This window comes from Prescottella equi (assembly GCF_020171745.1).
Lineage (GTDB): Bacteria > Actinomycetota > Actinomycetes > Mycobacteriales > Mycobacteriaceae > Prescottella > Prescottella equi_A.
Genome location: NZ_JAIVAH010000005.1, coordinates 33,044 through 58,278, shown reverse-complemented (window position 1 = coordinate 58,278; position 25,235 = coordinate 33,044). Strand labels below are relative to the sequence as shown.

Genomic DNA, 25,235 nt, shown 5'->3' with positions numbered 1-25,235 from the left:
CTCGTGAAACTAATGAACACAAACTTCACCGGGGCCTCTGCGGGTACCAGCATTCACAGGCGAGCCGGCGTGACCCCGATCACTCGAAGATCAACGAGCCGACTCGTCGCGTATCCATCCGAATCAAGAGGACTCCGCATGAGCACGAGTGCAGCAGGGACGCTGGGGCCGGCGCAACCCGTCGAGAGCAAGAAGACGCGTGATCGTACGCACTGGCTCTACGTCGGCGTCGTGGTCGCCGTCGTCGCCGGCGTGCTGGTCGGCTGGCTCGCGCCCGACGCAGGCAAGTCGCTCGGCGTGCTCGGCACGATGTTCGTGGACCTGATCAAGATGATGATCAGCCCCGTCATCTTCTGCACCATCGTGCTCGGCATCGGCTCGGTGCGCGCGGCCGCGAGCGTCGGCAAGGTCGGCGGTCTCGCGCTCGCGTACTTCATCGGCATGTCGACGGTCGCGCTCGGCATCGGTCTGGTCGTCGGCAACCTGCTCAACCCCGGAAGTGGCCTCGACATCACGCCCGACACCGTGAGCACCGGTGCGGCACTCGCCGAGAAGGCGCACGCGGCGGGCGGCACGATGGACTTCATCGCGTCGATCATCCCGACGTCGCTGCTGTCGTCGCTCACCGCGGGCAGCGTGCTGCAGACCCTGTTCGTGGCGCTGCTGGTCGGCTTCGGGCTGCAGGCAATGGGCAAGCAGGGCGAGCCCGTGCTCCGCGGCGTCGGCTACGTGCAGAAGCTCGTGTTCAAGGTGCTGTCGATGATCCTGTGGCTCGCGCCGATCGGTGCGTTCGGCGCCATCGCCAGCGTCGTCGGGCAGACCGGTCTCGGGGCAGTGGTCCAGCTCGGCGCCCTCATGCTCGGGTTCTACCTCACCTGCCTGATCTTCGTATTCGGTGTGCTCGGCAGCATCCTGCGGGCGTTCGCCGGTGTCTCGATCTTCAAGCTCGTCCGCTACCTCGCCCGCGAGTACCTGCTGATCTTCGCGACGTCGTCGTCGGAGTCGGCGCTGCCGCGCCTCATCGCGAAGATGGAGCACGTCGGCGTCGAGCGGACCACGGTCGGCGTCGTCGTGCCGACCGGCTACTCGTTCAATCTCGACGGCACCGCGATCTACCTGACGATGGCGTCGATCTTCATCGCCGACGCGATGGGGCAGCCGCTGGCGCTGCCGGAGCAGCTGTCGCTGCTGGTGTTCATGATCATCGCCTCGAAGGGTGCGGCCGGCGTCAGCGGCGCCGGACTGGCCACCCTCGCGGGCGGTCTGCAGAGCCACCGGCCCGAACTGCTCGACGGCGTCGGCCTGATCGTCGGCATCGACCGGTTCATGTCGGAGGCCCGCGCGGTCACCAACTTCTCCGGCAACGCCGTCGCGACCCTGTTGGTCGGAACCTGGACCAAGTCGGTGGACACCGAGCGGGTCCGGGCCGTCCTCGACGGCGAGATTCCGTTCGACGAGTCGACCATGGTCGACGATCACGAGACCGGGCCGTCGGCGGACGAGGCTCCGGCCCGGCCGACGGTCGTGCCCGCCACCGGCTCCGATCGGGAGCTCGCGAGCGCCTGACGTATGCCCGAACCGCATACGCGGAGCAACGGTTTTCGCTAGCGTGCGGCGCATGATCACCACCGTCGTCTGGGGCACCGGCAACGTCGGACGCGCGGCGATCCGCGCGGTGCACGCCAACCCCCGCCTGGAACTGTCCGCGGTCGTCGTCCACGATCCCGCCAAGGTGGGCCGTGACGCGGGCGTTCTCGGCGACGTCGGCGCGGACGTCGGGGTGCCGGCCACCGACGACGCCGACGCGGTTCTCGCGTCCCGGCCCGACGCGGTCGTGTACGCGGCATCCGGCGACATCCGTCCCGACGACGCGCTCGCCGACATCGTGCGGATCCTGCGCACCGGTGCGGTGGTGGTGACGCCGTCGCTGTACGCGCTGTACGACCACCGCAGTGCACCCCCGGAGATCCGGCAACCGGTGCTCGACGCGATCAATACGGCCGGCGGGTCGCTGTTCGTCTCCGGTGTCGACCCGGGCTGGGGCAACGACGTGCTGCCGCTGCTGCTCAGCGGTCTGGGATCCGTCGTGGACGTCCTCCGCTGCCAGGAGATCTTCGACTACTCCACGTACGACCAGCCCGACTCGGTGCGTTACCTCGTCGGCATGGGGCAGCCGATGGACTACGAACCGCCGATGATCGCGCCGACCGTGCCGACGATGGTGTGGGGCGGGCAGATCCGGCTCATGGCGCGGGCGCTCGGCGTCGACCTCGACGACATCCGCGAGACCGTGCAGCGGCGCACCCTCGAGGCGGACGTGACCACCGCGACGATGGGCGACTTCGCGGCCGGAACCCAGGGCGCGCTGCGGTTCGAGGTGCAGGGCATCGTCGGGGGAGTGCCGCGGATCGTCGTCGAGCACGTCACCCGCATCCATCCGTCGTGCGCGACGGACTGGCCGATGCCGCCCGACGGCGGTGCCGGGGCGCACCGCGTGATCGTCGAGGGTCGCCCGCGGATCGAGGTCTCGGTGGAGGCGACCGACGAGGGCGGCAGCCGGGCCGCGGGTGGCAACGCGACCGCCGTCGGACGTCTCGTGAACGCGATCGACTGGCTCGTCGAGGCCGAACCGGGACTGTACGACGCCCTCGAAGTGCCGCTGCGGCCGTCGCCGGCACTGGGATTCTCGGCGACAGCCACGGCCGCGGCGGGCACACTGGGGACAACCGGAAGGACCGAGCAATGAGAATCGACATCCCCGAGGGCAAGGACCCCGTCGGCTACGTGTGGGGCGAGATGGTGCCCGGCATCGGGATCGCGGCGTCCAAGTTGTCGCTCGCCGTCTACTCGCAGTCCACGCTGGCGCTACGTGAGTTCGAGGCCGCCCGGCTGCGCATCGCCCAGATCAACGGCTGCATCGTCTGCATGGACTGGCGTACCGAACGCGACGGCGAGAAGGTCGAGGACGGGTTCTTCGAGGCCGTCGAGAACTGGCGCACCACAGACGCTTTCGACGACCGGACCCGCCTGGCCGCGGAGTACGCCGAACGGTACGCGCTCGACCACCACAACCTCGACGACGAGTTCTGGGCGCGGATCGCCGAGCACTACAGCCAGCGCGAGATCGTCGAACTGACCATGAGCATCGGCTCGTGGATCGTCTCCGGGCGGCTCAACCACGTCCTCGGACTCGACACGGTGTGCGCGCTGCCGGAACTCTGACGGCTGTCGGACCCCTGCGCTAGCGTCCGGTCATGGCACTCACACTCGGCATGATCACGATCGACTCCACCGATCCGGGACCGCTCGCGCAGTGGTGGGCGGACCTGACCGGCGGCACCATCGAGCAGGAGAACGACGGCTGGTTCTACATGGTCGGGGTCCCCGGCTGGGGCCACAAGCTGGGCTTCCAGAAGGTGGGCGATCCCACCCCCGGGAAGAACCGTCAGCACATGGACCTCGGGTCGGAGGATCTCGACGCGGAGGTCGAGCGCGTCCTGGCGGCCGGCGGCACCGAGGTGCACCGCGAGAACATGGACGGCTTCCGCTGGGTCACGTTCGCGGACCCGCAGGGCAACCAGTTCTGCGTCTCGGGAGCCCACTGAGTCGGGCACGCGGTACTGCATGATTGTCGGTATGCCATCGATGACGCAGGCCGACGCCCAGGGATTGTGTTCGTTCGTCGACGCTTCGCCGTCGCCGTTCCACGTGTGTGCGACGGTCGCGGCGGAGCTCACCGAGAACGGTTTCACCGAACTGCGCGAGACCGACGCCTGGCCGTCGGCGCCCGGCCGGTACTACCTGATCCGTGGGGGCTCGCTCATCGCGTGGAGCACCGAGGGCGTCCCGGACGGCGGCCCCGCGTCGCCGTTCCGCATCGTCGGCGGGCACACCGACAGCCCCAACCTGCGGGTCAAGCAGCACCCCGATCTCGTCTCCGCGGGCTGGCAGCTGGTCGGCCTCGAGCCGTACGGCGGCGCGTGGCTCAACTCGTGGCTCGACCGCGACCTCGGCATCTCCGGGCGACTGAGCGTCCGTGCCGGGGACGCGGTCGAGGAGGTCCTCGTCCGCGTCGACCGGCCCATCCTGCGGGTGCCGCAGCTGGCGATCCACCTGTCCGAGGAACGCAAGGGTGTGCAGCTGGACCCGCAGCGGCACGTCAACGCGGTGTGGGGGACGGGCACCGAACCACGCTCGTTCATCGGCTTCCTCGCCGGTGAGGCCGGGGTGGCCGCCGACGCGGTCCTCGGCTGGGAGCTGATGACCCACGACCTCGCCCCGTCTGCGGTGGTGGGGGAGGACGCGTCGCTGGTGAGCGCGCCGCGGCTCGACAACCAGGGCACCTGCTACGCGGGGACGCAGGCGCTGCTCGCGGCAGTCGCCGAGCCCGGCGACTGCACACCGGTGCTGGCGCTGTTCGACCACGAGGAGGTCGGCAGCATGTCCGACCGCGGCGCCTTCTCGGACCTGCTGAACTCGGTGCTCGAGCGGATCGTGCTGCTGCGCGGCGGCGGCCGCGAGGACTTCCTGCGGGCGATGTCCGGGTCGGTGTGCGCGTCCGGCGACATGGCGCACGCGACGCACCCCAACTACCCGGACCGGCACGAGCCCGCGCATCGGATCACGATCAACGGCGGACCGGTCCTCAAGGTCAACCAGAACCTGCGGTACGCGTCCGACGCCGCCGGCGCCGCCGAGTTCGCGCTGGCCTGCGACCGTGCCGGGGTGCCGCTGCAGCGGTACGTGCACCGCGCCGACCTGCCGTGTGGCTCGACCATCGGTCCCATCACCGCGTCGCGGACCGGTCTGTCGACCGTCGACGTCGGCGCACCGCAGTTGGCGATGCATTCGGCGCGCGAGCTGATGGGTGCCCGGGACGTCGGCATGTACGCGGACGCGCTCGCGGCTTTCCTGACGCCGGTGCGGTAGTCGGCCGGTCCGGCGACGGGGTGCGCAGTGTGTCGGCGCCCCCGGCTAGACTTTGGGCTGGCAGCCCGCCGTCCGGCCTGCCGATTCGATCCCAGAGGGAAGGGACCACACGCCCCGTGTCTCCGCAGGTAGATACCGTCACCAACGCTTCCGCGACTCCCGACGTCGCTCAGCCGTTCAAGGAGCTGGGCCTCAAGGACGACGAGTACGCCCGCATCAAGGAGATTCTCGGCCGCCGTCCCACCGACGCCGAGCTCGCGATGTACTCGGTGATGTGGAGCGAGCACTGCTCCTACAAGTCCTCCAAGGTCCACCTGAAGTACTTCGGTGAGACCACCACCGACGAGATGCGCGCCTCGATGCTCGCCGGCATCGGCGAGAACGCGGGCGTCGTCGACATCGGAGACGGCTGGGCGGTCACCTTCAAGGTCGAGTCGCACAACCACCCGTCGTACATCGAGCCCTACCAGGGCGCGGCCACCGGCGTCGGCGGCATCGTCCGCGACATCATGGCGATGGGTGCGCGTCCGATCGCGGTCATGGACCAGCTGCGCTTCGGCGCTGCGGACCACGCCGACACCCGCCGCGTCGTCGACGGTGTCGTGCGCGGCGTCGGCGGCTACGGCAACTCCCTCGGCCTGCCCAACGTCGGCGGCGAGACCGTGTTCGACGCCTCCTACCAGGGCAACCCGCTCGTGAACGCGCTGTGCGCGGGCGCGATGCGCGTCGAGGACCTGCACCTGGCGTTCGCGTCCGGCGCCGGCAACAAGATCATCCTGTTCGGTGCGCGCACCGGCCTCGACGGCATCGGCGGCGTGTCCGTCCTCGCGTCCGAGACGTTCGACGACAGCGCCGGTGGCCGCCCCAAGAAGCTGCCCGCCGTCCAGGTCGGCGACCCGTTCACCGAGAAGGTGCTCATCGAGTGCTGCCTCGACCTGTACCGCGAGAAGCTGGTCGTCGGCATCCAGGACCTCGGCGGCGCCGGTCTGTCCTGCGCCACCTCCGAGCTGGCGGCGGCCGGTGACGGCGGCATGCACATCGACCTCGACCTGGTCCCGACGCGTGCGACCGGGATGACCCCCGCCGAGGTGCTCTCGAGCGAGTCGCAGGAGCGCATGTGCGCGGTCGTCACCCCCGAGAACGTCGACGCGTTCATGGAGGTCTGCAAGAAGTGGGACGTCCTGGCCACCGTGATCGGTGAGGTCACCGACGGCGAGCACCTCGTCATCGACTGGCACGGCGAGACCGTCGTCGACGCCCCGGCCAACACCATCGCCCACGAGGGCCCGGTGTACGAGCGTCCCGTCGCGCGCCCCGACACGCAGGACGCGCTGATCGCCGACACAACCGCGAACCTGCAGCGTCCCGAGACCGCGGACGAGCTGAAGGCGACGCTGCTGAAGATGATCTCCTCGCCGGCGCTGTGCAGCCGCAAGTGGATCACCGAGCAGTACGACCGCTACGTGCGCGGCAACACCGTGCTCGCCGAGAACGCCGACGGCGGCGTCGTGCGCATCGACGAGGAGACCGGCCGCGGCATCGCGCTCGCGACCGACGCGTCGGGCCGCTACACGATGCTCGACCCGTACGCCGGTGCGCAGCTCGCGCTCGCCGAGGCGTACCGCAACGTCGCCGTCACCGGCGCCACCCCGAAGGCCGTCTCCAACTGCCTCAACTTCGGTTCGCCGGAGGATCCGGGCGTCATGTGGCAGTTCCAGCAGGCCGTGCGCGGCCTGGCGGACGGCTGCGCGCAGCTCGGCATCCCGGTCACCGGCGGCAACGTCAGCTTCTACAACCAGACCGGATCCACCGCGATCCTGCCGACGCCGGTCGTCGCCGTCCTCGGCGTGATCGACGACGTGCACCGTCGCATCCCCACCGGTCTCGGCCTCGAGCCGGGCGAGACGTTGATCCTGCTGGGCGAGACCCGTGACGAGTTCGACGGCTCGATCTGGGCCCAGGTCGAGCACGGTCACCTCGGCGGCGTCCCGCCGAAGGTCGACCTCGAGCGTGAGCGCCTGCTCGCCGACATCCTGCTCGCGGGTTCGCGTGACGGCCTGATCTCCGCCGCGCACGACCTGTCCGAGGGTGGCCTCGCGCAGGCCGTCGTCGAGGCGGCGCTGGCCGGCGAGACCGGCTGCCGGATCCTGCTGCCGGAGGGCGAGGACCCGTTCGTGACGCTGTTCTCCGAGTCGGCCGGCCGCGTGCTGGTCGCGGTGCCGCGCACCGAGGAGACCCGTTTCACCGGGATGTGCTCGGCCCGTGGTCTTCCGTGGACCCGGATCGGTGTCGTCGACGAGGGCTCCGACTCCGTCGAGGTGCAGGGTCAGTTCTCGGTCACGATGGCCGAGCTGCGTGAGACGCACGAGGCGACCCTCCCGGCATTGTTTGGGTGATGCGTGACGGACTCGGGGATCGAACGGGAGGCGGTCGCTGAGCTGCGGGAGGACCCGCAGCCGACGACCCCTGCCGTCCCCGGGTTCGATCAGCGGCACCCGTTCGTCCTCTGGGCCTGGGGCCTGCTGAAGCTCGACTTCACCGGCATCGCGTTCGCGTCGCTGTTCTTCTGCTGGTCGCTGACGCCGTCGCTGCTGCCGCGTGACTGGCTGTTCCAGGGCCTGATCGGCGGCATCAACGCCGCGTTCGGTTACGCGGTGGGCACCGCGATCGGCTGGGTCGTCTACGAGTTCGGGCTTGCCCGCCGGACGTGGTGGCCGCTGCCGGACCGGTACATGCGGGCGATCAAGGTCGCGGTACCGGTGCTGTCGGCGCTGGCCGCGGTCATCATGCTGGTGTACGCCGCCGGCTGGCAGCGGGAGCTGTCGGCGCTGATGAACGCCGAGGGCACCACCACCACCGGCTATATCCGCACCGGAGGGCTGAGCCTGCTGGTGGCGGCCGCCCTGATCTCGCTGTGGCGGGTGCTGCGCGACATCGTCCGCTGGGTCGCCCGGCAGCTCAACAAGTGGCTCAAGATCCCGCGTCCCGCCGCGTCGGCGGCCGGGTTCGCCGTCGTGCTCGTGCTCGTGTTCATGCTCGTCGACGGCATCCTGCTGCGGGTCGGCTACGGGGTCGTCAACTCGATCTTCAGTCTGCAGAACAGCGAGACCCGTCCCGGCGCCGTGCAGCCGATGCTGCCCGAGAAGTCGGGCAGCCCGGCGTCGGCGGCGCCGTGGGACACCCTCGGGTTCGAGGGCCGCAATTTCGTCTCCGGCGGCATCCACGCCGATGGACTCACCGCCGCGAACGGCGCGCCCGCCAAGGAACCGATCCGGGTGTACGCGGGCCTCGAGACCGCCGACGACACCGCCGCCCGTATGAACGTCGTGCTGGACGAACTCGAGCGGACCAAGGCCTTCGAACGCAAGACGCTCGTCATCATCCCGACCACCGGCACCGGCTGGGTCAACCCCACCGCCGCGCAGGCGATCGAACTCGTCGAGAACGGCGACAGCGCGCTCGTCGCGGCCCAGTACTCGTACCTGCCGAGCTGGATCTCGTTCGTCGCCGACCGCGGGCGGGCCGCGGTCGCCGGTAAGGCACTGATCCAGGCGGTCCACGACCGGTGGCTCACGAAACCCGAGGCCACGCGGCCCAAGCTGTACGTGTACGGCGAGAGCCTCGGAACGCAGGCCGGCGAGGGCGCCTTCGACGGCCTCGCCGACATTCGCGAGGACGTCGACGGTGTGCTGTGGGTGGGCCCGCCCAACTCGAACCCGCTGTGGCGCGCACTCACCGAGCGCCGCGATCCCGGCACCCCCGAGATCCAGCCGGTGTACGCGGACGGCCTCGTCGTGCGGTTCGCCGACGACGCGGGCGCGATCCCCGGCGGTCCCGGTCCGTGGCTCGAACCCCGGGTGCTCTACATCCAGCACCCGTCCGACCCGGTCGTGTGGTGGTCGCCGGATCTGGCGTTCGCCCGGCCCGACTGGCTCTCGGAGCCACCGGGATTCGACCGGCTCCCATCGATGAAGTGGTTCCCGTTCGTCACGTTCTGGCAGGTGAGCGCGGACCTCGCGAACGCGGCGGGCGTGCCGGACGGGCACGGTCACAACTACGGCACCGTGATCCTCGACGGCTGGGTCGCCGTCACCGCCCCGGACGGCTGGACGCCCGCCGACACCGAACGGGTGCGGGGCGTGCTCGAGGAGTTGCGCGGGCACGACGGGCCCGAGAAGTGAGCCGGGCGACGGCGCTGGGTTTCGGGTCGGCGCTCGTCGCCTGGAACAACGGCGTGCTGCCCGCGCTGCGGCTGTCGTCGCGGCATCGGGCGACCGCCGGCACCGTCGTCGCACTCGGGGCGACCGGTACGGCCCTGGCCGGCGGCCTACGCCCGGACGAGTTGGGGCTCGGCAACATTCGCGCCGGGCTGCTGTGGGGGAGCGCGGCGGCGGCCGTCCCCGTCGCCGGTTACGCGGTCGCGCTGGCGATGCCGTCGCTGCACAGCAGGTTCGCCGTGCCCGACGACGTGCGGCACGACTTCGTCGAATGGGTGGCCGCGCACATCCCGTTCGGCACGGTGATCACCGAGGAGTTGCTCTTCCGCGGCGTGCTGACCGCGCTCACCGATCGGGCATGGCCGGCGCCGGCGGCCACCACGGTGCGGGCGGCGGCGTTCGGGCTGTGGCACGTGCACCCCGCGCACGTCGCCGACGACTCTGTGCCCGGCACCGTCGCGTTCACGGCGTCGGCGTCGCTCGTGTTCGACTGGTTGCGGGCCCGCAGCGGCAGCCTGCTCGCACCCGCGCTGCTGCACCTGGCCGTCAACGTCGGGGGCGCGCTGTTCCTGCGCCGTATCCAAGTAACCACCGGGGCCGACGAGGCGCCGCTGCCGCCGGTGTGACGCGACGTCAGGGCAGTGCGGCCATGCCGTACACGCGGTCGGCGCGGACGCGCAGCACCAGGCGGCGCTCCTCGACCATCGCGCGACGGAACTCCTCCCAGTCCTCGTGCTCGCGCCCCGTCGCCGCCCGGTAGACGTCGACGAGTTCGTCCACTGCGGCGTCGTGCGGGTCGGCGGCCACCGCGGAGAGTTCGGCGTCGGCCTCGAGGACGGCATAGCTCCAGAAGTCCGGCGCGCTCACGTGCAGGGACACCCGGGGGTCGCGTGCGGCGTTGCGGGTCTTCGCGCGATCGGCGGTGACCGAGACCCGGGCGGTGCGGGTGCCCGGATCCCACGCGTACAGGACGTTGGACAGCTGCGGACGGCCGTCCCGCTTCACGGTCGCGAGGGCGGCCTTGTTCTGCGACGCAACGAGATCGAGAAGCGGGCGTTGCGCGTCGACGTCGGTGCTCATGACTCGTGCAACCGCGGCGTCGGAGGGCTTGTTCCTTCCGGTCGGTAGATTCGGTGCCCATGCCAGCCCGTCGTGCCGTCGATCCCGCCGAACTCCGCAGCGCCCTGCTCGCGGTCGGCCCGTGGCTGCGCGGTGAGGTCGAGGACAAGCCGGCCCGCGCCGAACTCGCCGCCGCGGTCCGTCTCAGCGCCCGCACACTCGAGCAGATCGCGCCCGGGTCGAGCGTCGAGGTGCGGGTGCCGCCGTTCGTGGCGGTGCAGTGCATCGAGGGGCCCCGGCACACCCGCGGCACGCCGCCGAACGTGGTCGAGACGGACCCCCGGACCTGGCTGTCTCTGGCGACCGGACTGCTCGGATTCGACGCCGCGGTCGCGGGCGGTTCACTGACCGCTTCCGGTGGGCGGGCCGGGGAGATCGCGCACTGGTTGCCGCTGCTACGCCTGTGATGCGCCTGTGACATGGGTCGCATCGGCGTGATCAGGTACACCGACCGTCGAATCTGCGCGAGCTGGTCGTTAGAATGGGGCACGCCCCCCGCACCGAATCCCCTAAGGGAGCGCTTGCCGTGACTCGTGCCGAACTGTCGGTCAACAGTCGGAATCTTCTCGCTACGACCGCACCAGACGAGGACGAGAACGAACCTCGCGAAGAGTGTGGCGTCTTCGGTGTCTGGGCGCCGGGCGAGGATGTTGCCAAGCTGACGTACTACGGGCTCTACGCCCTCCAGCATCGTGGCCAGGAGGCTGCCGGCATCGCCGTCGCCGACGGCTCGCAGGTGCTGGTCTTCAAGGACCTCGGTCTGGTCAGTCAAGTGTTCGACGAGCAGACCCTCGGCGCCATGCCGGGACACGTCGCCATCGGCCACTGCCGTTACTCGACCACCGGCTCCACCACGTGGGAGAACGCGCAGCCGATCTTCCGCACCACCGCCGCCGGCACCGGTGTCGCGCTCGGTCACAACGGCAACCTGGTCAACACGGCCGAACTCGCGCAGCGCGCGCGGGATGCCGGCCTGGTCGACGAGAAGCGGCCGGGCGCCGCGACGTCGGACTCGGACATCGTGGGTGCGCTGCTCGCGCACGCCGCCGCCGACAGCACGCTCGAGCAGGCCGCGATGAAGCTGCTGCCGACGCTGCGCGGTGCGTTCTGCCTGACCTTCATGGACGAGCACACGCTGTACGCGGCGCGTGACCCGCACGGCATCCGCCCGCTCTGCCTGGGTCGCCTCGACCGCGGCTGGGTGGTCGCGAGCGAGACCGCCGCTCTCGACATCGTCGGCGCGTCGTTCGTGCGCGAGATCGAGCCCGGTGAGCTGCTCGCGATCGACGCCGACGGCGTCCGGTCGTCGCGGTTCGCGAACCCGGAGCCCAAGGGCTGCGTGTTCGAGTACGTCTACCTGGCCCGCCCGGACAGCGTGATCTCCGGCCGGTCGGTGCACTCGACGCGCGTCGAGATCGGTCGACGCCTCGCCAAGGAGCACCCCGCCGAGGGTGACCTGGTCATCCCGGTGCCGGAGTCCGGCACCCCGGCCGCGGTCGGCTACGCGCAGGGTTCGGGGATTCCCTACGGCCAGGGCCTGATGAAGAACGCCTACGTGGGCCGCACGTTCATCCAGCCGTCGCAGACCATCCGTCAGCTCGGCATCCGGCTCAAGCTCAACCCGCTCAAGGAAGTCATCCGCGGCAAGCGCCTCGTCGTGGTCGACGACTCGATCGTGCGCGGCAACACCCAGCGCGCGCTGATCCGGATGCTCCGCGAGGCGGGTGCGCTCGAGATCCACGTCCGTATCGCGTCGCCGCCGGTCAAGTGGCCGTGCTTCTACGGCATCGACTTCGCGTCGCCTGCCGAGCTGATCGCGAACGGTGCCGAGGGCAGCGGCGTCAACGCCACGTTCGACGAGATGCTCGACGGCGTCCGCCGGTCGATCGGTGCCGACTCGCTCGGCTACATCTCGATCGACGGCATGGTCGCGGCCACCGAGCAGCCCCGTTCGCGGCTGTGTGCGGCGTGCTTCGACGGCACCTACCCGATCGCGCTGCCGGAGGGTGGCATCGGCAAAAACGTCCTCGAGGGGATGTTGGAGTCGGCCGCGGGCGCCGCGGTCAGCCATGACAACGACAACGCGGACGCGCTGTCTCGCCCCTAGTTCGCAGGACGCTGCCGGGGTGCCGTGGGCACTCCGGTAGCGTTAGGGCGCAATCGAGGTGATTGCGCTGTACCCGTATGCCCGACGACGGCTGGCGCCGAAGTCGACATTCACCGAGATCAAGGCTGGAGCCAGAAACCGATGACCGAGGACAGTACCCGCACGCAGGGCGCTTCGTACGCCGCCGCCGGAGTGGACATCGAAGCGGGCGACCGGGCAGTCGAGCTGTTCGCCCCCCTGGCGAAGAAGGCCAGCCGCCCCGAGGTGATGGGTGGCCTCGGCGGGTTCGCCGGCCTGTTCTCGCTCAAGGGCGACTACAAGGAGCCGCTGCTCGCCGCCTCCACCGACGGTGTCGGCACCAAGCTGGCCGTCGCGCAGGCGATGGACAAGCACGACACGGTCGGCCTCGACCTGGTCGCGATGGTCGTCGACGACCTCGTCGTGTGTGGCGCCGAGCCGCTGTTCCTGCAGGACTACATCGCTGTCGGCCGCGTCGTGCCGGAGCGGGTCGCGGAGATCGTCGGCGGCATCGCCGAGGGCTGCATCCAGGCCGGCTGCGCGCTGCTCGGTGGCGAGACGGCCGAGCACCCCGGTGTGATGGCGGACGGCGACTACGACCTGTCCGCGACCGGTGTCGGTGTCGTCGAGGCCGATCAGGTCCTCGGCCCCGACCGTGTCCGTCCGGGCGACGTCGTCATCGGCATGGGCGCGTCGGGTCTGCACTCCAACGGCTACTCGCTGGCCCGCAAGGTGCTGCTCGAGATCGACCGCATGTCGCTGACCGGCCACGTCGACGAGTTCGGCCGCACCCTCGGTGAGGAACTGCTCGAGCCCACCAAGATCTACGCCAAGGACTGCCTGGCCCTCGCGGCCGAGACGGACGTGCGCACCTTCTGCCACGTCACCGGTGGCGGTCTCGCGAACAACCTCGCGCGGGTCATGCCGAAGGGCCTCGTCGCCGAGCTGGACCGCGGCACCTGGAGCCCGGCCCCGATCTTCACGATGATCGGGCAGCGCGGCCGTGTCGAGCGCGCCGAGATGGAGCAGACGTTCAACATGGGCGTCGGCATGGTCGCGATCGTCGCGCCCGAGGACGTCGACCGCGCCCTCGCGGTGCTCACGGCCCGCCACATCGACTGCTGGACGCTCGGCACCGTCAAGAAGGCATCGGACGGCGACGCCGCGCGCGCGCTGCTCCTGGGCGATCACCCGCGCTTCTGACGCACCCTTACATCGCGCACGTCCCCGGTACCTCGCAAAGAGGTGCCGGGGACGTCGTGTTTCGGGCGCAGATTCCGGAGCGCTACAGCCGGCGCCGGATACCACGAAATGAGGGGGAGCCGTCGGGCTCCCCCTCATTTCGAGGTGTGTCAGGTGACGTCAGTACGACAGTCAACGACGCCAGTCGTCGTAGTCGTCCTCGTCCCAGCGCGAGCGAGAATCCTCGTCGGCGCGCTTGTCCGCGATCACTCCGCCATTGCGGGGCGAGCTCGGCGCTCCGCCAGTCGAGAGCTCTCGTTGCAAGCTGTCGAAATCCGTGGACGGCGAGCTGTATTTGAGCTCCCGTGCAACCTTGGTCTGCTTTGCCTTAGCCCGGCCGCGGCCCATGGCTGACCCCCTCGCGCTTTCGCGGGGCGGCCTGGGGAATTTGGCGGCCCCGCGTTGAGTGTTGATGTTTTCCTGACCCACACTCTAGCGTGCAAATCTCGCTTCCGCCTCCACGTATGGTCCCCAGCGGTGTCTGATTAGTCTCACCGGGCCTGTGAGCTGCCTCTATGCCCGATTCGTGCAGGCTAGAACACGCCCGGAACGGCGCGGATCGTGCCGACCCGGTTGCTCCCGCCGAGGACCGGCTGAGAGGCCAGTGCGGCGTGGTCCTCGGACCAGCCCACGCCGAGGCGATGCAGCAGCGCGGCGGTCAGCGGCAGCCGGGCCCGCTCGTGCCCGTCGTCGATCTTGAAGGCGAAGGCGGTGCCGTCGGGCAGCGCGCCGGCATGGACGCCGTCGGCTCCCGCCTTGCACAGCAGTCCGGGCACCGCGGGCATCAGTCGGGCGTCGTCGCGTCCGGTCCCGGAGATCACGTGCGGGTGCGCGCGGATCGCGTCGGCGACGGACCGTTCGGGGGTTCCGGGGTCGGCGGTGACGAGACGACCGAACGCGCGCGCGAGGTTGGTGAGCGACACCGGGACGATCGGCAGGCCGCAGCCGTCGATGCCGAGTTCGGTCTCCGGTTCGCCGGTGAGGTCCGCGATCGTCTCGATCACGATCTGCTGCAGCGGGTGCGCCGGATCGAGGTACGTGTCGAGCGGCCAGTCGTTCGCGACGCACGCGGCGAGCATCGCGGCGTGCTTGCCGGAGCAGTTCATGTAGACCGGGCGGCGCGGGGCGCGGGCCGCGAGGACCTCGGCGCGGGCCTGCTCGTTGCCGGGTAGGTCGGGCGGGCACAGCAACCGGCGTTCGTCGAGGCCGGTGTGCCCGAGGAGTCGCTCGACCAGTTCGACGTGCGCGGCCTCGCCCTCGTGCGACGCCGACGCGATCGCCAGTTCCTCGGTCGAGCGCGGCACGAAGCCGGCGCGCAGCAGCGCGACCGCCTGCATCGGCTTGTTCGACGAGCGCGGGTAGATCGGGGTGTGGACCTCGCCGAGTTCCACGCTCGCCGTGCCGTCCGGCGCCAGTACGACGAGCGACCCGCGGTGCACGCATTCGCGGAACCCGGATCGGACGACTTCCACCAGTTCGACGCTCACGACGGCACCTGTTCCTCTAGACGGTTCAAGAACTTGCGGGCGCGGGACTCGGCCCCGTCCGCGAGATCGGGTTGGGCGGCGAGAAGGGCGCGCAGCTTGTCCGGGTCGTCGCCCGTGAAGACGTCGCGGATCGTCACCCCGTGCGCCGGCACCGACAGGATCTCCACCGGATCGCCGGCCTGCAGGTGGCCGGGGGCGAGCACCCGCAGATACGCCCCGACGTCGGCGCGCTCGGTGAAGCGCTTGACCCACTGCGGCTCGCCGGTCCAATGCGCGAAGGTGCCGCACGGGACGCGCGGCTCGGTGACCTCGAGTTCGGTGGTCCCGATCCGCCAGCGGGTGCCGATCACGGCGTCGGTCGTCGCGACGCCGGCCACCCGGAGGTTCTCGCCGAACCAGCCCGGCACCAGCTCCCGTCCGAGCTCGGCGCCCCACCGCCCGGCCGCCTCCGCGGAGTACGCGTAGACGGCCTTGTCGAGGCCGCCGTGGAACTTCGTGTCGCACACGTGGTCGCCGGTCACCCCGCCGGTCTCGACGCGCACGGGACCCGGCACGGGCCGCTTGTCGATGGCCGTGCGCGGGGAGCGGCGGCTGGGGGCGTCGAGTTCGGCGAACACGACGCACACCGCCTCGACCCGCCCGGTCACCCGCGCCCGCGCAACTTGTCGACGGCCGCCCGGCCCGCCTGGACCTCGTCGTGTCGCGGCACCGAGTCGGCGTCGATCGCGGCGGCGCACGGTCCGGCGACGAGCGCGGTGTCGGCCGGCACGGAACGCTTGACGAGGGCCAGGGCGATCGGGCCCTCCTCGAAGTGGTCCACGACGGTGCCGACGCGGCCGACGGTCCGTCCGTCGGCGGTCAGGGCCTCGCCCACCTCGGGGCGGCCCTCGGCCGAGCCGTCGAGGTGCAGCAGCACCATGTGGCGCGGCGGCTTGCCGAGGTTGTGGACGCGCGCGACGGTCTCCTGACCGCGGTAGCAGCCCTTCTCGAGGTGCACGGCGCCGTGCTCGGCGGGGCCGCCGATCCAGCCGACCTCGTGGGGGATGGTGCGGTCGTCGGTGTCGAGTCCGATCCGGGGACGGTGCGCGGCCACCCGCAGCGCCTCGAACGCCCACGTGCCGGCCGGGCGGGCACCGGCCGCGGTCAGCCGGGACCACCACCGGGGCAGGTCGGCGCGCGGGACGAGCAGGTCGAACGAGGTGTCGGTGGGCCACGGCATGCGCCGGACGAACCCGCCGCCGTCGAGCGGCACGGCCTCGTACACGCCGGGCAGCGCGGGCACACCGAGTGCCTCGGCGAACGCGGAGGAGGTTGCGACGTCGGGGCCGATCAGGCTCAGTACGGCCATCTCGTTGCCGTCGCGGGGTTCGGCCTTGGACCAGAACACCATCTTCTGCAGGAAGCCGAGCAGGTCGGGCCCGCGGTCGGCCTCGGTGTCGATCCACGTCACGCCGTCGATGTCGGTCATCACGAAGTGGTGTTCGACGCGGCCGTTGAGGTCCAGGCTCAGGTTCTCGGCGCTCGCGCGGTCGGGCAGCGCGGCCACGTGCTGGCTCGAGATGGTGTGCAGCCAGGTGAGTCGTTCCTCCCCGGAGATCGCGATGACGAACCGGTGGGAGCGGTCGACGACGGCGGCCGACCGGATCGCGGCGCGCTGTTCGGCGAACGGATCGCCGTGGTGCCACGCGACGCCGGCGTCGGGTGATCCGTCGAGCGGCGGCACGGCGCCGGGGGAGGAGAGGAGCGGACTGGGCGCGGCGAGCGGGGTGTCGGACACGGGCCCATTCTAGGAGCGTGGGCCCGTCGGGCAGGGGTGGGCGGGTGCGGAACTGCTGGTCGCGCGCGGTTCTGGTTATGGTGGGCGCATGGCTGAGCAGGTTCTGGTGACGCTCGACGGGCAGGTCCGGGATGCCGGCACGCCCCTGCTGCACGTGGACGACCTCGCGGTGGTCCGCGGCGACGGCGTCTTCGAGACGCTGCTGGTGCGCGACGGGCGGGCCTGCAAGCCGGCCCTGCACCTCGATCGGTTGGAGGCGTCGGCGCGGGCCCTGGACCTGCCGTGGCCCGGGCGCGGCCTGTGGACCCGGGCCGTCGAGACGGCCGCCCGCGAGTGGGGCGGTGACCGCGAGGGCTGGATGCGCCTGGTGCTCAGCCGTGGCCGGGAGGCCGGCGGGCCGCCGACGGCGTTCGTGACCGTCGGGGCGGTAGCGGAACGGGTGCTGCGGGCGCGCCAGGACGGGGTGTCGGCGCTGACGCTGCCGCGCGGCTATTCGGTCGATCTGTCCGCGTCGGCGCCGTGGCAACTGTTGGGCGCGAAGACGTTGTCGTACGCGACGAACATGGCGGCGCTGCGGCACGCGCAGGCGCAGGGCGCCGACGACGTCGTCTTCACCAGCAGCGAGGGCAGGGTCCTCGAGGGGCCGCGCTCGACGGTGGTGATCGCCCGCGGTAAGACCTTGATCACTCCGCCGCCGGAGCAGGGCATCCTCCCGGGCACCACGCAGAAGGCGCTCTTCGAGGTGGCCCCGGACAAGGGGTACGCGTGCGAATACGCCCCCCTGTTTCCCTCCGATCTCATTGCGGCAGAAGGTGTCTGGCTGGTCTCGAGTGTCACGCTCGCGGCCCGGATCCACACCCTCGACGGGCTGGCGCTGCCGGAGTCCCCGGCCGCCGAGGACGTCGCCTCCCTGATCGATCTGGCGGTGGAAACGGTCGGTTCGGACTGACCCCGGCTAGGTTTGTACCGACGGGTCTACTACATTCCGTAGTAGCAAATAGCTGCGCTGAGCTTCACGGCGCAGTAACTTTGTGAACAGGGATCGAGCGGACGCCCACGTCTCGACCCCGAAGCCTGTCCTACGGGCCGAGTTTTCGGAGTAGCCATGGATGTCTTGGATGTCTCGCGGTGGCAGTTCGGAATCACCACCGTCTACCACTTCATCTTCGTTCCGCTCACGATCGGACTGGCGCCGCTGGTCGCGATCATGCAGACCATGTGGGTGGTGACGAAGAAGGACCACTGGTACCGCCTCACCAAGTTCTTCGGCAAGTTCTTCCTCATCAACTTCGCGATCGGTGTCGCGACAGGCATCGTCCAGGAATTCCAGTTCGGCATGAACTGGAGCGAGTACTCCCGCTTCGTCGGTGACGTCTTCGGTGCGCCACTGGCTCTGGAGGGTCTCGTCGCGTTCTTCCTGGAATCGACCTTCCTGGGCCTGTGGATCTTCGGGTGGACCCGGTTGCCGAAGGGTGTTCACCTCGCGACGATCTGGCTGGCCGCGATCGGTGTGAACGCGTCGGCGTACTTCATCATCGTCGCGAACTCGTTCATGCAGCATCCGGTCGGTGCACGCTTCAACCCGGACACCGGACGTGCCGAGCTCGAGAGCATCTGGGCGCTGCTGTCCAACAACACCGCGATCGCCGCGTACTTCCACGCGGTCGCGGGCGGGTTCCTCACCGCAGCGACGTTCGTCGTCGGCATCGCCGGTTGGTGGATGGTGCGCAACATGCGCAAGTCCAAGACCGTCACCGGCGAGGAGTCCGAGGGCCTGGTCAAGGACGCGCGCGAGATGTTCCGGCCCGCGGCCCGGATGGGCATGCTGGTGATGATCATCGCCGGCATCGCCGTCATCTACACCGGTGACGTGCAGGGCAAGCTGATGTTCCAGCAGCAGCCGATGAAGATGGCGTCTGCGGAGTCGTTGTGTCACACCGAGACCGATCCGGACTTCTCGATCCTCACCGTCGGCACCCACAACAACTGTGACAGCGTCACGCACGTCTTGAAGGTGCCCGCCGTGCTGCCGTGGTTGGCCGAGGGCAAGTTCAGCGGCGTCACGCTGCAGGGCGTCGAGGACCTGCAGGCGCAGTACGAGCAGCAGTTCGGACCCGGCAACTACCGCCCGAACCTGTTCGTCACGTACTGGTCCTTCCGCGCGATGATCGGCCTCGGCGCCGGTGCGCTCGCACTGGCACTGGCCGGACTGTGGGTCACCCGGAAGGGGCGCGTCCCGGACCAGAACTGGTTCAAGTGGTTGTGCCTCATCGCGATTCCGACGCCGTTCCTCGCGAACAGCGCGGGCTGGATCTTCACCGAGATGGGCCGTCAGCCGTGGGTGGTGCACCCGAATCCGACGGGCGTCGACCTGATCCGGCTCACCGTCGACCAGGGCGTCTCGGATCATTCCGTCGGGCTGGTGTGGACGTCGCTGATCGTGTTCACGCTGCTGTACGGCGCACTGGGTGTCGTGTGGTTCTACCTGATCCGCCGGTACGCGATCGAAGGCCCGTCGCCACACGATCTGCATCCGCCGGGCGAGGGTCCGAAACCGAAGGCCGGTGGCCCGGGCGAACCGGGTGAACCGGAAGCCGACGAACAACTTTCGTTCGCCTACTAGGAGACCGTCATGGGACTGCAGGAGTTCTGGTTCATTCTCATCGCGGTGCTCTTCGTCGGATACTTCGTCCTCGAGGGATTCGACTTCGGCGTCGGCATGCTGATGCCGGTGCTGGGCAAGACGGAGAACCGTCGCCGCGTGCTGCTCAACACCATCGGACCGGTGTGGGACGGCAACGAAGTGTGGTTGATCGTCGGTGGCGGTGCGCTGTTCGCGGCGTTTCCGGACTGGTACGCGACCCTGTTCTCAGGGTTCTATCTACCGTTGCTGATAATCCTGGTGGCGTTGATCCTGCGGATCGTCGCGATCGAATGGCGCGGCAAGATCGACGACGACAAGTGGAGGGCCCGCGCCGACTGGGGCATCATGATCGGCTCGTGGGTGCCGGCGGTGCTGTGGGGCGTGGCCTTCGCGAACATCGTCCGAGGTGTCGCGATCAACGCCGACAAGAAGGTGACGTCGAGCTTCTTCGATCTGCTCAATCCGTATGCGCTGCTGGGCGGTATCACCACCGCACTGGTGTTCGCGCTGCACGGCGCGGTGTTCATCGCGCTCAAGACGGCCGACGACGTGCGGATCGACGCTGCGGAACTGGCGAAGAAGCTGGCCATTCCGACCGTGCCGATCGCCGGCGGGTTCGTGCTGTGGACCCAGCTGGCGCACGGCAAGGGTTGGACGTGGATCCTGGTGGCGCTAGCGGCAATCGCGGTGATCGCGGTCGTGTTCCTCACCCGCGCCGAGAGCGAGGGCTGGGCGTTCGCGTTCACGACGCTCGCGGTGATCGCCACGGTGGTGCTGCTGTTCGCGTCGCTGTACCCGAACGTGATGCCGTCGACCACGAGCGACGCGTACACCCTCACGATCGAGAACGCGTCGTCGAGTCCGTACACGCTGAAGGTGATGAGCTGGGCGGCGGTGATCCTCACCCCGATCGTGCTCATCTACCAGGGCTGGACGTACTGGGTGTTCCGTAAGCGGATCTCCACCAAGCACATTCCGCCGTCGATCGGGCTGCCTCGCAAGGCCGGATCCACGAAGGTCTGATGAGTACAGAGGTCGAACGCCCCGCCCGATCGCGACGACGGGCGGGGCGCCGGGAAGGTGGGCGTAGCGGTCCCGTCGATCCCCGGCTGTGGAAGTACTCGGCGTCGGCCCGCGGCTACCTGATCCTCACGGTCGTGCTGTCCGCGGTGAACGTCGCGATGGTGATCGTGTCGGCGGTGCTGATCGGCACGATCCTCGCCGGTGTCATCACGTCGGACCGGCGCGACATCGCGGACTGGCGCACCGACTTGATGTGGCTGGCCGCCGCGATCGCGGTCCGGGTGCTGGCGGCGTGGCTGCACGCCCGCTACGCGCACCGCGCCGCGAATCGGGTGGTCGCCGAGCTCGAGGTCGAGGTACTCGAGTCCGCGACCCGGATGTCGCCGCGGGAGCTCGATCCGCGGCGCGACGAGATCGCGACGGTCCTCACCCGCGGGATCCGGGGCCTCGCGCCGTATCTCACCGGCTACCTGCCGGCGCTGATCCTGGCGGCGACGCTCACGCCCGCGACGTTCGTCGTGATCGCCCTGCAGGATCTGACGGCGGCGATGATCGTCGTGATCACGCTGCCGCTGATTCCGGTGTTCATGATCCTCATCGGACTGCTCACCAAGGGGAAGTCGGAGGCGAACCTCGGTGCGATGACCCGACTCTCGGGTCAGCTGATGGATCTGCTCGCGGGTCTGCCGACCCTGCGTGCCCTGGGTCGCGAGCACGGTCCGGCCGCCCGGGTCCGGGAACTGGGCGACGCGCACCGCAAGACGACGATGTCGTCGCTGCGGGTCGCGTTCCTGTCGTCGATGGTGCTCGAGATGCTCGCGACGCTGTCGGTCGCGCTGATCGCGGTGAGCATCGGCCTGCGGTTGGTGTTCGGCAACATGGAACTCGAACCCGGCATCGTGGCGCTCATCCTCGCCCCCGAGGTGTATCTGCCGCTGCGCATGGTCGGTATGCAGTTCCATGCTGCCGAGGACGGTCTCGCCGCCGCGAACAAGGCGTTCGCGGTGATCGACGAGGCGCCCGAGCGCCGATCGTCCGCAACCGGTTCCGAGGTGCCCGCCGACAACTCCGTCGACCTGGTGGGCGTCAGCGTGCACTCCCGGTCCGGTCTCGCACCGCACCGGCTGGACGTGTCGTGCCCGCCCGGTGCGGTGACGGTGCTGACCGGGGCCAACGGCTCCGGGAAATCGACGGCGCTGCAGGTGATCCTGGGCCTCGCCGAACCCGTCGAGGGTGAGGTGCGCGTCGGCGGCGTCGATGTCGCCGACCTGGACCGGACGCGGTGGTGGGACCGGATTGCCTGGCTCCCACAGCACCCGGTCCTCCTGCCGGGCACCCTCGCCGAGAACCTCGCACTCGTCGGCCCGGTGGATCCCGACTCCGACGAGGTCCGCCGGGCCTGCCGGGCAACCGGATTCGACGAGGTTCTCACCGAACTCCCGCGGGGGTGGGACACCGTCGTCGGTACCGGTGGAACGGGCCTGTCGCTCGGTCAGCGGCAGCGTCTCGCGCTGACCCGGCTGCTGGTGTCGCCGCGTCCGGTGCTGCTGCTCGACGAGCCAACCGCGCACCTCGACGACGACACCGAACGCACCGTGCTGAACTCGCTGCGCGACCTCGCCCGGGAGGGCCGGACCGTCGTGGTGGTGGGCCACCGCCCGACGGTGCTCGCGGCGGGTGATCGGGTGGTCCGGGTGGAGGCCCAGCAGGAAGTCGGGGCGCAGCAACATGAATCGTGATCTGGTGCGGGCGATCCGCCTGCTCGACCTCGAGCCGCGACGCGTGCTTGCCGCGATCGCGGCCGGCGTGGCGACGCTGGGCAGTGCGCTCGCGCTGGCCGCGTTGTCGGCGTGGTTGATCACCAAGGCGTGGCAGATGCCGCCGGTGCTGGACCTGACCGTCGCGGTGGTCGCGGTACGGGCGCTGGGCATCTCCCGGGGCCTCTTCCGCTACCTCGAGCGGCTCGCGACGCACGACGCCGCGCTGCGCGGCACGACCTCGGCGCGGACCATGATCTACCGGCGTCTCGCCGACGGCGACCCCGCGGCCGCCGCGGGGCTGCGCCGCGGTGATCTGCTCGCCCGCACCGGAGCCGACGTCGACGCGCTCGGCGACGTCGTCATCCGGGCGCTGGTGCCGATCGCGGTCGCCGTCGTCATGGCACTGTCCGCGGTGGTCCTGCTGGGGCTGATCTCCCCGGCCGCCGCGCTGGTGCTCGCGGTCGCGCTCGCGGTGTCCGGGATACTGGCCCCGTGGCTGTCGGCCCGTGCGGCGCGTCTCGCGGAATCCGAGAGTGCCGCCGCGACGGCCCTGTTCAGCGAGACTGCCGTCACCGCGTTGGATCACGCAGCCGAGCTGCGCGTGGCCGGACGCCTCGACGACGTCGTCGCCCGCGCGGAGGCCGCCGACGACGCGGCCGTCCGCGCCGCCGACCGCGCGGCGATGCCCGCCGCGTTCGCCGCGGCCGCCACCCCACTCGCGATCGGTGCGAGCGTGCTCGGTTCGCTGCTGATCGGCATCACGCTGTACGGGGCGGACGGCGGGGCGCCGGGCGGTATGACGCCGATGTCGCTGGCGATCCTCGTGCTGGTGCCGCTCGCGGCATTCGAGGCGGCCGGCGCGCTGCCCGCCGCGGCCGTCGCGCTGACCCGGGCCCGGATCGCGTCCACCCGGATCCTGGCGCTGCTCGACCGCGCGGGCGAGCCGCAGCCCGGCGGCACCCGCACGCCGCCCGACCCGGCGCACGTCCGGGCGCAGGATCTGCGCTGCGGCTGGCCCGGCGGCGACAAGGTGACCGCACCGCTCGACCTGGATCTGCCGCCGGGCGCGCGTGTCGCGGTGGTCGGTGGCAGCGGCGCCGGCAAGACCACACTGTTGATGACGATGGCGGGACTGCTGCCGTCGGTGAGCGGAAGCGTCACCGTCGACGGCGACGCCCTCACGGACTTCCGGCCGGACGACCTCCGCCGGGAGATCGGGTTCTTTGCCGAGGACGCGCACCTGTTCGACACGTCGGTGCTCGAGAACCTGCGGGTGGCCCGCGGTGACCTGACCGAGGACGAGGCGCTGGCGGCCCTGCGGACCGTGGGCCTGGGGGAGTGGGTGACGCGGTTGCCGCGCGGCGTCCACACGTCGTTGGGCGGTGGAGCGCGGGCCATCTCGGGTGGCCAGCGCCGACGCCTGCTTCTCGCCCGGGCACTCGTCTCACCGGCCCGAGTGCTGCTGCTCGACGAGCCGACCGAGCACCTGGACGCGGCCGACGGCGCACAGATCCTGCGCGAGCTACTCGACCGCCGCGGCACCCTCGTCGATCCCACTCGGACCGTGGTGCTCGTCACGCACCAGTTGCCCGTCGACGCGCGGCCGGACCGCATCGTTACCGTGGGGGAGGGACCGGTCGGAATTGGAGACGGTGTCAGTCCCGGCGAACCGCTCGGTGCGTCGCGGCGGCCCTGACCACGGACTATGTGAACCAGGCATCTCCACCGGCAGTGTTGTAACAGGTTCCAGTTTTGACGCGATCGTTCACGGGGGCTGTCGCGTTACGCTCGTCGAATCGTCGAAAAGTGCTCGCGACCTCGGTGCTAGATTTCTGGACGTACGTCCGATTCCGTAGCTAGTATGTGATCGACTTCACGACGAAATGGGCAACTCGGCCAAGTTGCACTCTCGATACTGAAACGCGTTCTACCTTCCCCCTCAGGCCCGAACGAAGGAGCATGTCCATGTCTCGAACTGTCAGCCGCCGCATCGCGGCCTCCGTTGCCGCTGCCGCTGTCGTCGCGGGCGGAACCGTTTTCGGCGTCGGTGCCGGCGCGGGAGTCGCTTCCGCGGCCGAGTGCGGCACAAAGGCGACCAAGGTTCAGTATGGCTCGGCGAACATCGTCGGCATCCGCTTGACCAAGGAGGTCGTCGGCAGTGCCTCTGTGGCCCCTGGTGGGACTGTCACGTACAAGACGACCGTTTCCAGCGCCAAGGGCGTGCCGCCGCTGCTTCGTGCGATGGCCGACTACTTCCCCGCCGGCTTCACCCTCCAGTCGGCGACTGTCAACGGCAACGCGACGACTCCGGCGGTCGACACCAACACGGGCGCTGCATCGGTGTACTCCGGCGGCGGGTGGCTGATCAACGGCGGCAACACTGCGACCTACGTCACCACGTACAAGGTCCCGGACAACGTTGCAGTCGGCACTGTCATCGACAGTGGTGCGTCCATGACCCCGGACATGTGGGGTGAGCAGAAGTGGAACCCGATCGGCGTGTGCGTCAAGGTCCGCGACAAGAACGCCGTCGAGGCCGGTACGGGCAGCCTCGAGGGCATGGGCGTTGATGGTCAGGTCTTCGGGTCGCTGACCGACCCGCAGGGTTCGATGTCCAACGTGATCGGCGGAATCCTGGGCAACGTGCTCGGCAACATGAGCTAGTTCCCCCCGAATGGGACACCACGGCACGCTTTCCGCGTGAACCCGTGCCGTGAGTTCCCGTTCGACCTGCACCACACACGAGCCCCGTCCCGGATCCGTCCGGGGCGGGGCTCGCGCGTTGCGCGAACCTCCTCGCCGAATAATCCGTTGCCGAGTGCCCGAGTCGGGCGTAGCTTCGGGCTTACACGAGGAAGGAGGTGGTCTGAAGTTGAATGACAAACGGACACGTGAGGTGGCTGTCAGCTAGC

General features: G+C 70.0%; 22 protein-coding genes. 17 read left to right on the top strand and 5 right to left on the bottom strand.

The window, feature by feature from the left end:
* Positions 1 to 138 precede the first annotated feature (138 nt).
* The 8 genes from LCL87_RS03795 (at position 139) to LCL87_RS03760 (ending at position 9,772) form a co-directional block, all read left to right on the top strand.
* Complete coding sequence (locus LCL87_RS03795; RefSeq protein ID WP_225016854.1) at positions 139 to 1,566, top strand: cation:dicarboxylate symporter family transporter; 1,428 nt, start codon at positions 139 to 141, stop codon at positions 1,564 to 1,566.
* 52 nt (positions 1,567 to 1,618) lie between these two features.
* Positions 1,619 to 2,746 (top strand): dihydrodipicolinate reductase, encoded by a 1,128-nt coding sequence (locus LCL87_RS03790; RefSeq protein WP_225016851.1) that lies wholly within the window; start codon positions 1,619 to 1,621, stop codon positions 2,744 to 2,746.
* Positions 2,743 to 3,222 (top strand): carboxymuconolactone decarboxylase family protein, encoded by a 480-nt coding sequence (locus tag LCL87_RS03785; RefSeq protein WP_225016849.1) that lies wholly within the window; start codon positions 2,743 to 2,745, stop codon positions 3,220 to 3,222. The genes LCL87_RS03790 and LCL87_RS03785 overlap by 4 nt, the downstream gene beginning before the upstream one ends.
* A 32-nt stretch (positions 3,223 to 3,254) precedes the next feature.
* Positions 3,255 to 3,605: a VOC family protein gene (locus tag LCL87_RS03780; protein WP_225016848.1), complete on the top strand. Its 351-nt coding sequence runs from the start codon at positions 3,255 to 3,257 to the stop codon at positions 3,603 to 3,605.
* Positions 3,606 to 3,636: 31 nt separating this feature from the next.
* Positions 3,637 to 4,929: a M18 family aminopeptidase gene (locus tag LCL87_RS03775; protein ID WP_225016846.1), complete on the top strand. Its 1,293-nt coding sequence runs from the start codon at positions 3,637 to 3,639 to the stop codon at positions 4,927 to 4,929.
* 116 nt (positions 4,930 to 5,045) lie between these two features.
* Positions 5,046 to 7,325 (top strand): phosphoribosylformylglycinamidine synthase subunit PurL, encoded by a 2,280-nt coding sequence (gene purL / locus LCL87_RS03770; protein WP_225016844.1) that lies wholly within the window; start codon positions 5,046 to 5,048, stop codon positions 7,323 to 7,325.
* A gap of 3 nt (positions 7,326 to 7,328) precedes the next feature.
* Positions 7,329 to 9,110, top strand: a complete 1,782-nt coding sequence (locus LCL87_RS03765; protein ID WP_225016842.1) for an alpha/beta-hydrolase family protein — start codon at positions 7,329 to 7,331, stop codon at positions 9,108 to 9,110.
* Positions 9,107 to 9,772 carry a type II CAAX endopeptidase family protein gene (locus LCL87_RS03760; protein ID WP_225016840.1) on the top strand — a complete coding sequence of 222 codons (666 nt, stop codon included), beginning with the start codon at positions 9,107 to 9,109 and terminating at the stop codon, positions 9,770 to 9,772. Before LCL87_RS03765 ends, LCL87_RS03760 begins: the two co-directional genes overlap by 4 nt.
* Positions 9,773 to 9,779: 7 nt before the next feature.
* Here LCL87_RS03760 and LCL87_RS03755 read toward each other — a convergent pair whose 3' ends face one another.
* Positions 9,780 to 10,226, bottom strand: coding sequence for a PPOX class F420-dependent oxidoreductase (locus LCL87_RS03755; RefSeq protein ID WP_225016838.1), 447 nt, complete (start codon positions 10,224 to 10,226; stop codon positions 9,780 to 9,782).
* A 59-nt stretch (positions 10,227 to 10,285) separates the two neighbouring features.
* Here LCL87_RS03755 and LCL87_RS03750 point away from each other — a divergent pair, with 59 nt between their 5' ends.
* The 3 genes from LCL87_RS03750 (at position 10,286) to purM (ending at position 13,593) form a co-directional block, all read left to right on the top strand.
* The gene (locus LCL87_RS03750) at positions 10,286 to 10,672 is read left to right on the top strand and encodes a sterol carrier family protein (RefSeq protein WP_225016836.1); all 387 of its coding nucleotides are present in this window, start codon (positions 10,286 to 10,288) and stop codon (positions 10,670 to 10,672) included.
* A gap of 119 nt (positions 10,673 to 10,791) precedes the next feature.
* The gene (gene purF, locus LCL87_RS03745; RefSeq protein WP_225016821.1) at positions 10,792 to 12,372 is read left to right on the top strand and encodes an amidophosphoribosyltransferase; all 1,581 of its coding nucleotides are present in this window, start codon (positions 10,792 to 10,794) and stop codon (positions 12,370 to 12,372) included.
* Positions 12,373 to 12,513: 141 nt separating this feature from the next.
* On the top strand, positions 12,514 to 13,593 hold the full coding sequence (purM, locus tag LCL87_RS03740) for a phosphoribosylformylglycinamidine cyclo-ligase (RefSeq protein ID WP_225016820.1): 1,080 nt from the start codon (positions 12,514 to 12,516) through the stop codon (positions 13,591 to 13,593).
* Positions 13,594 to 13,764: 171 nt separating this feature from the next.
* Here the strand turns inward: purM and LCL87_RS03735 are convergent, their stop codons facing one another.
* The 4 genes from LCL87_RS03735 to ygfZ all read right to left on the bottom strand — a co-directional run bounded on the left by LCL87_RS03735 (position 13,765) and on the right by ygfZ (position 16,896).
* The gene (locus LCL87_RS03735) at positions 13,765 to 13,980 is read right to left on the bottom strand and encodes a DUF3073 domain-containing protein (RefSeq protein ID WP_225016818.1); all 216 of its coding nucleotides are present in this window, start codon (positions 13,978 to 13,980) and stop codon (positions 13,765 to 13,767) included.
* A 185-nt stretch (positions 13,981 to 14,165) separates the two neighbouring features.
* Complete coding sequence (locus LCL87_RS03730; protein WP_225016817.1) at positions 14,166 to 15,119, bottom strand: asparaginase; 954 nt, start codon at positions 15,117 to 15,119, stop codon at positions 14,166 to 14,168.
* On the bottom strand, positions 15,116 to 15,766 hold the full coding sequence (locus LCL87_RS03725) for an MOSC domain-containing protein (protein WP_225016815.1): 651 nt from the start codon (positions 15,764 to 15,766) through the stop codon (positions 15,116 to 15,118). The genes LCL87_RS03730 and LCL87_RS03725 overlap by 4 nt, the downstream gene beginning before the upstream one ends.
* Complete coding sequence (gene ygfZ / locus LCL87_RS03720; RefSeq protein WP_225016813.1) at positions 15,763 to 16,896, bottom strand: CAF17-like 4Fe-4S cluster assembly/insertion protein YgfZ; 1,134 nt, start codon at positions 16,894 to 16,896, stop codon at positions 15,763 to 15,765. Before ygfZ ends, LCL87_RS03725 begins: the two co-directional genes overlap by 4 nt.
* A gap of 88 nt (positions 16,897 to 16,984) precedes the next feature.
* Between ygfZ and LCL87_RS03715 the strand changes: the two genes are divergently transcribed.
* The 6 genes from LCL87_RS03715 to LCL87_RS03690 all read left to right on the top strand — a co-directional run bounded on the left by LCL87_RS03715 (position 16,985) and on the right by LCL87_RS03690 (position 24,987).
* Positions 16,985 to 17,845, top strand: coding sequence for an aminodeoxychorismate lyase (locus LCL87_RS03715; RefSeq protein WP_225016811.1), 861 nt, complete (start codon positions 16,985 to 16,987; stop codon positions 17,843 to 17,845).
* Positions 17,846 to 18,001: 156 nt separating this feature from the next.
* The gene (locus LCL87_RS03710) at positions 18,002 to 19,519 is read left to right on the top strand and encodes a cytochrome ubiquinol oxidase subunit I (protein WP_225016809.1); all 1,518 of its coding nucleotides are present in this window, start codon (positions 18,002 to 18,004) and stop codon (positions 19,517 to 19,519) included.
* Between the two features lie 9 nt (positions 19,520 to 19,528).
* On the top strand, positions 19,529 to 20,563 hold the full coding sequence (gene cydB / locus LCL87_RS03705; RefSeq protein WP_225016807.1) for a cytochrome d ubiquinol oxidase subunit II: 1,035 nt from the start codon (positions 19,529 to 19,531) through the stop codon (positions 20,561 to 20,563).
* On the top strand, positions 20,563 to 22,302 hold the full coding sequence (gene cydD / locus LCL87_RS03700; protein ID WP_225016806.1) for a thiol reductant ABC exporter subunit CydD: 1,740 nt from the start codon (positions 20,563 to 20,565) through the stop codon (positions 22,300 to 22,302). Before cydB ends, cydD begins: the two co-directional genes overlap by 1 nt.
* On the top strand, positions 22,292 to 24,019 hold the full coding sequence (gene cydC / locus LCL87_RS03695; protein ID WP_225016804.1) for a thiol reductant ABC exporter subunit CydC: 1,728 nt from the start codon (positions 22,292 to 22,294) through the stop codon (positions 24,017 to 24,019). Before cydD ends, cydC begins: the two co-directional genes overlap by 11 nt.
* Before the next feature lie 269 nt (positions 24,020 to 24,288).
* Complete coding sequence (locus LCL87_RS03690) at positions 24,289 to 24,987, top strand: hypothetical protein (RefSeq protein WP_225016802.1); 699 nt, start codon at positions 24,289 to 24,291, stop codon at positions 24,985 to 24,987.
* Positions 24,988 to 25,235: the final 248 nt, after the last annotated feature.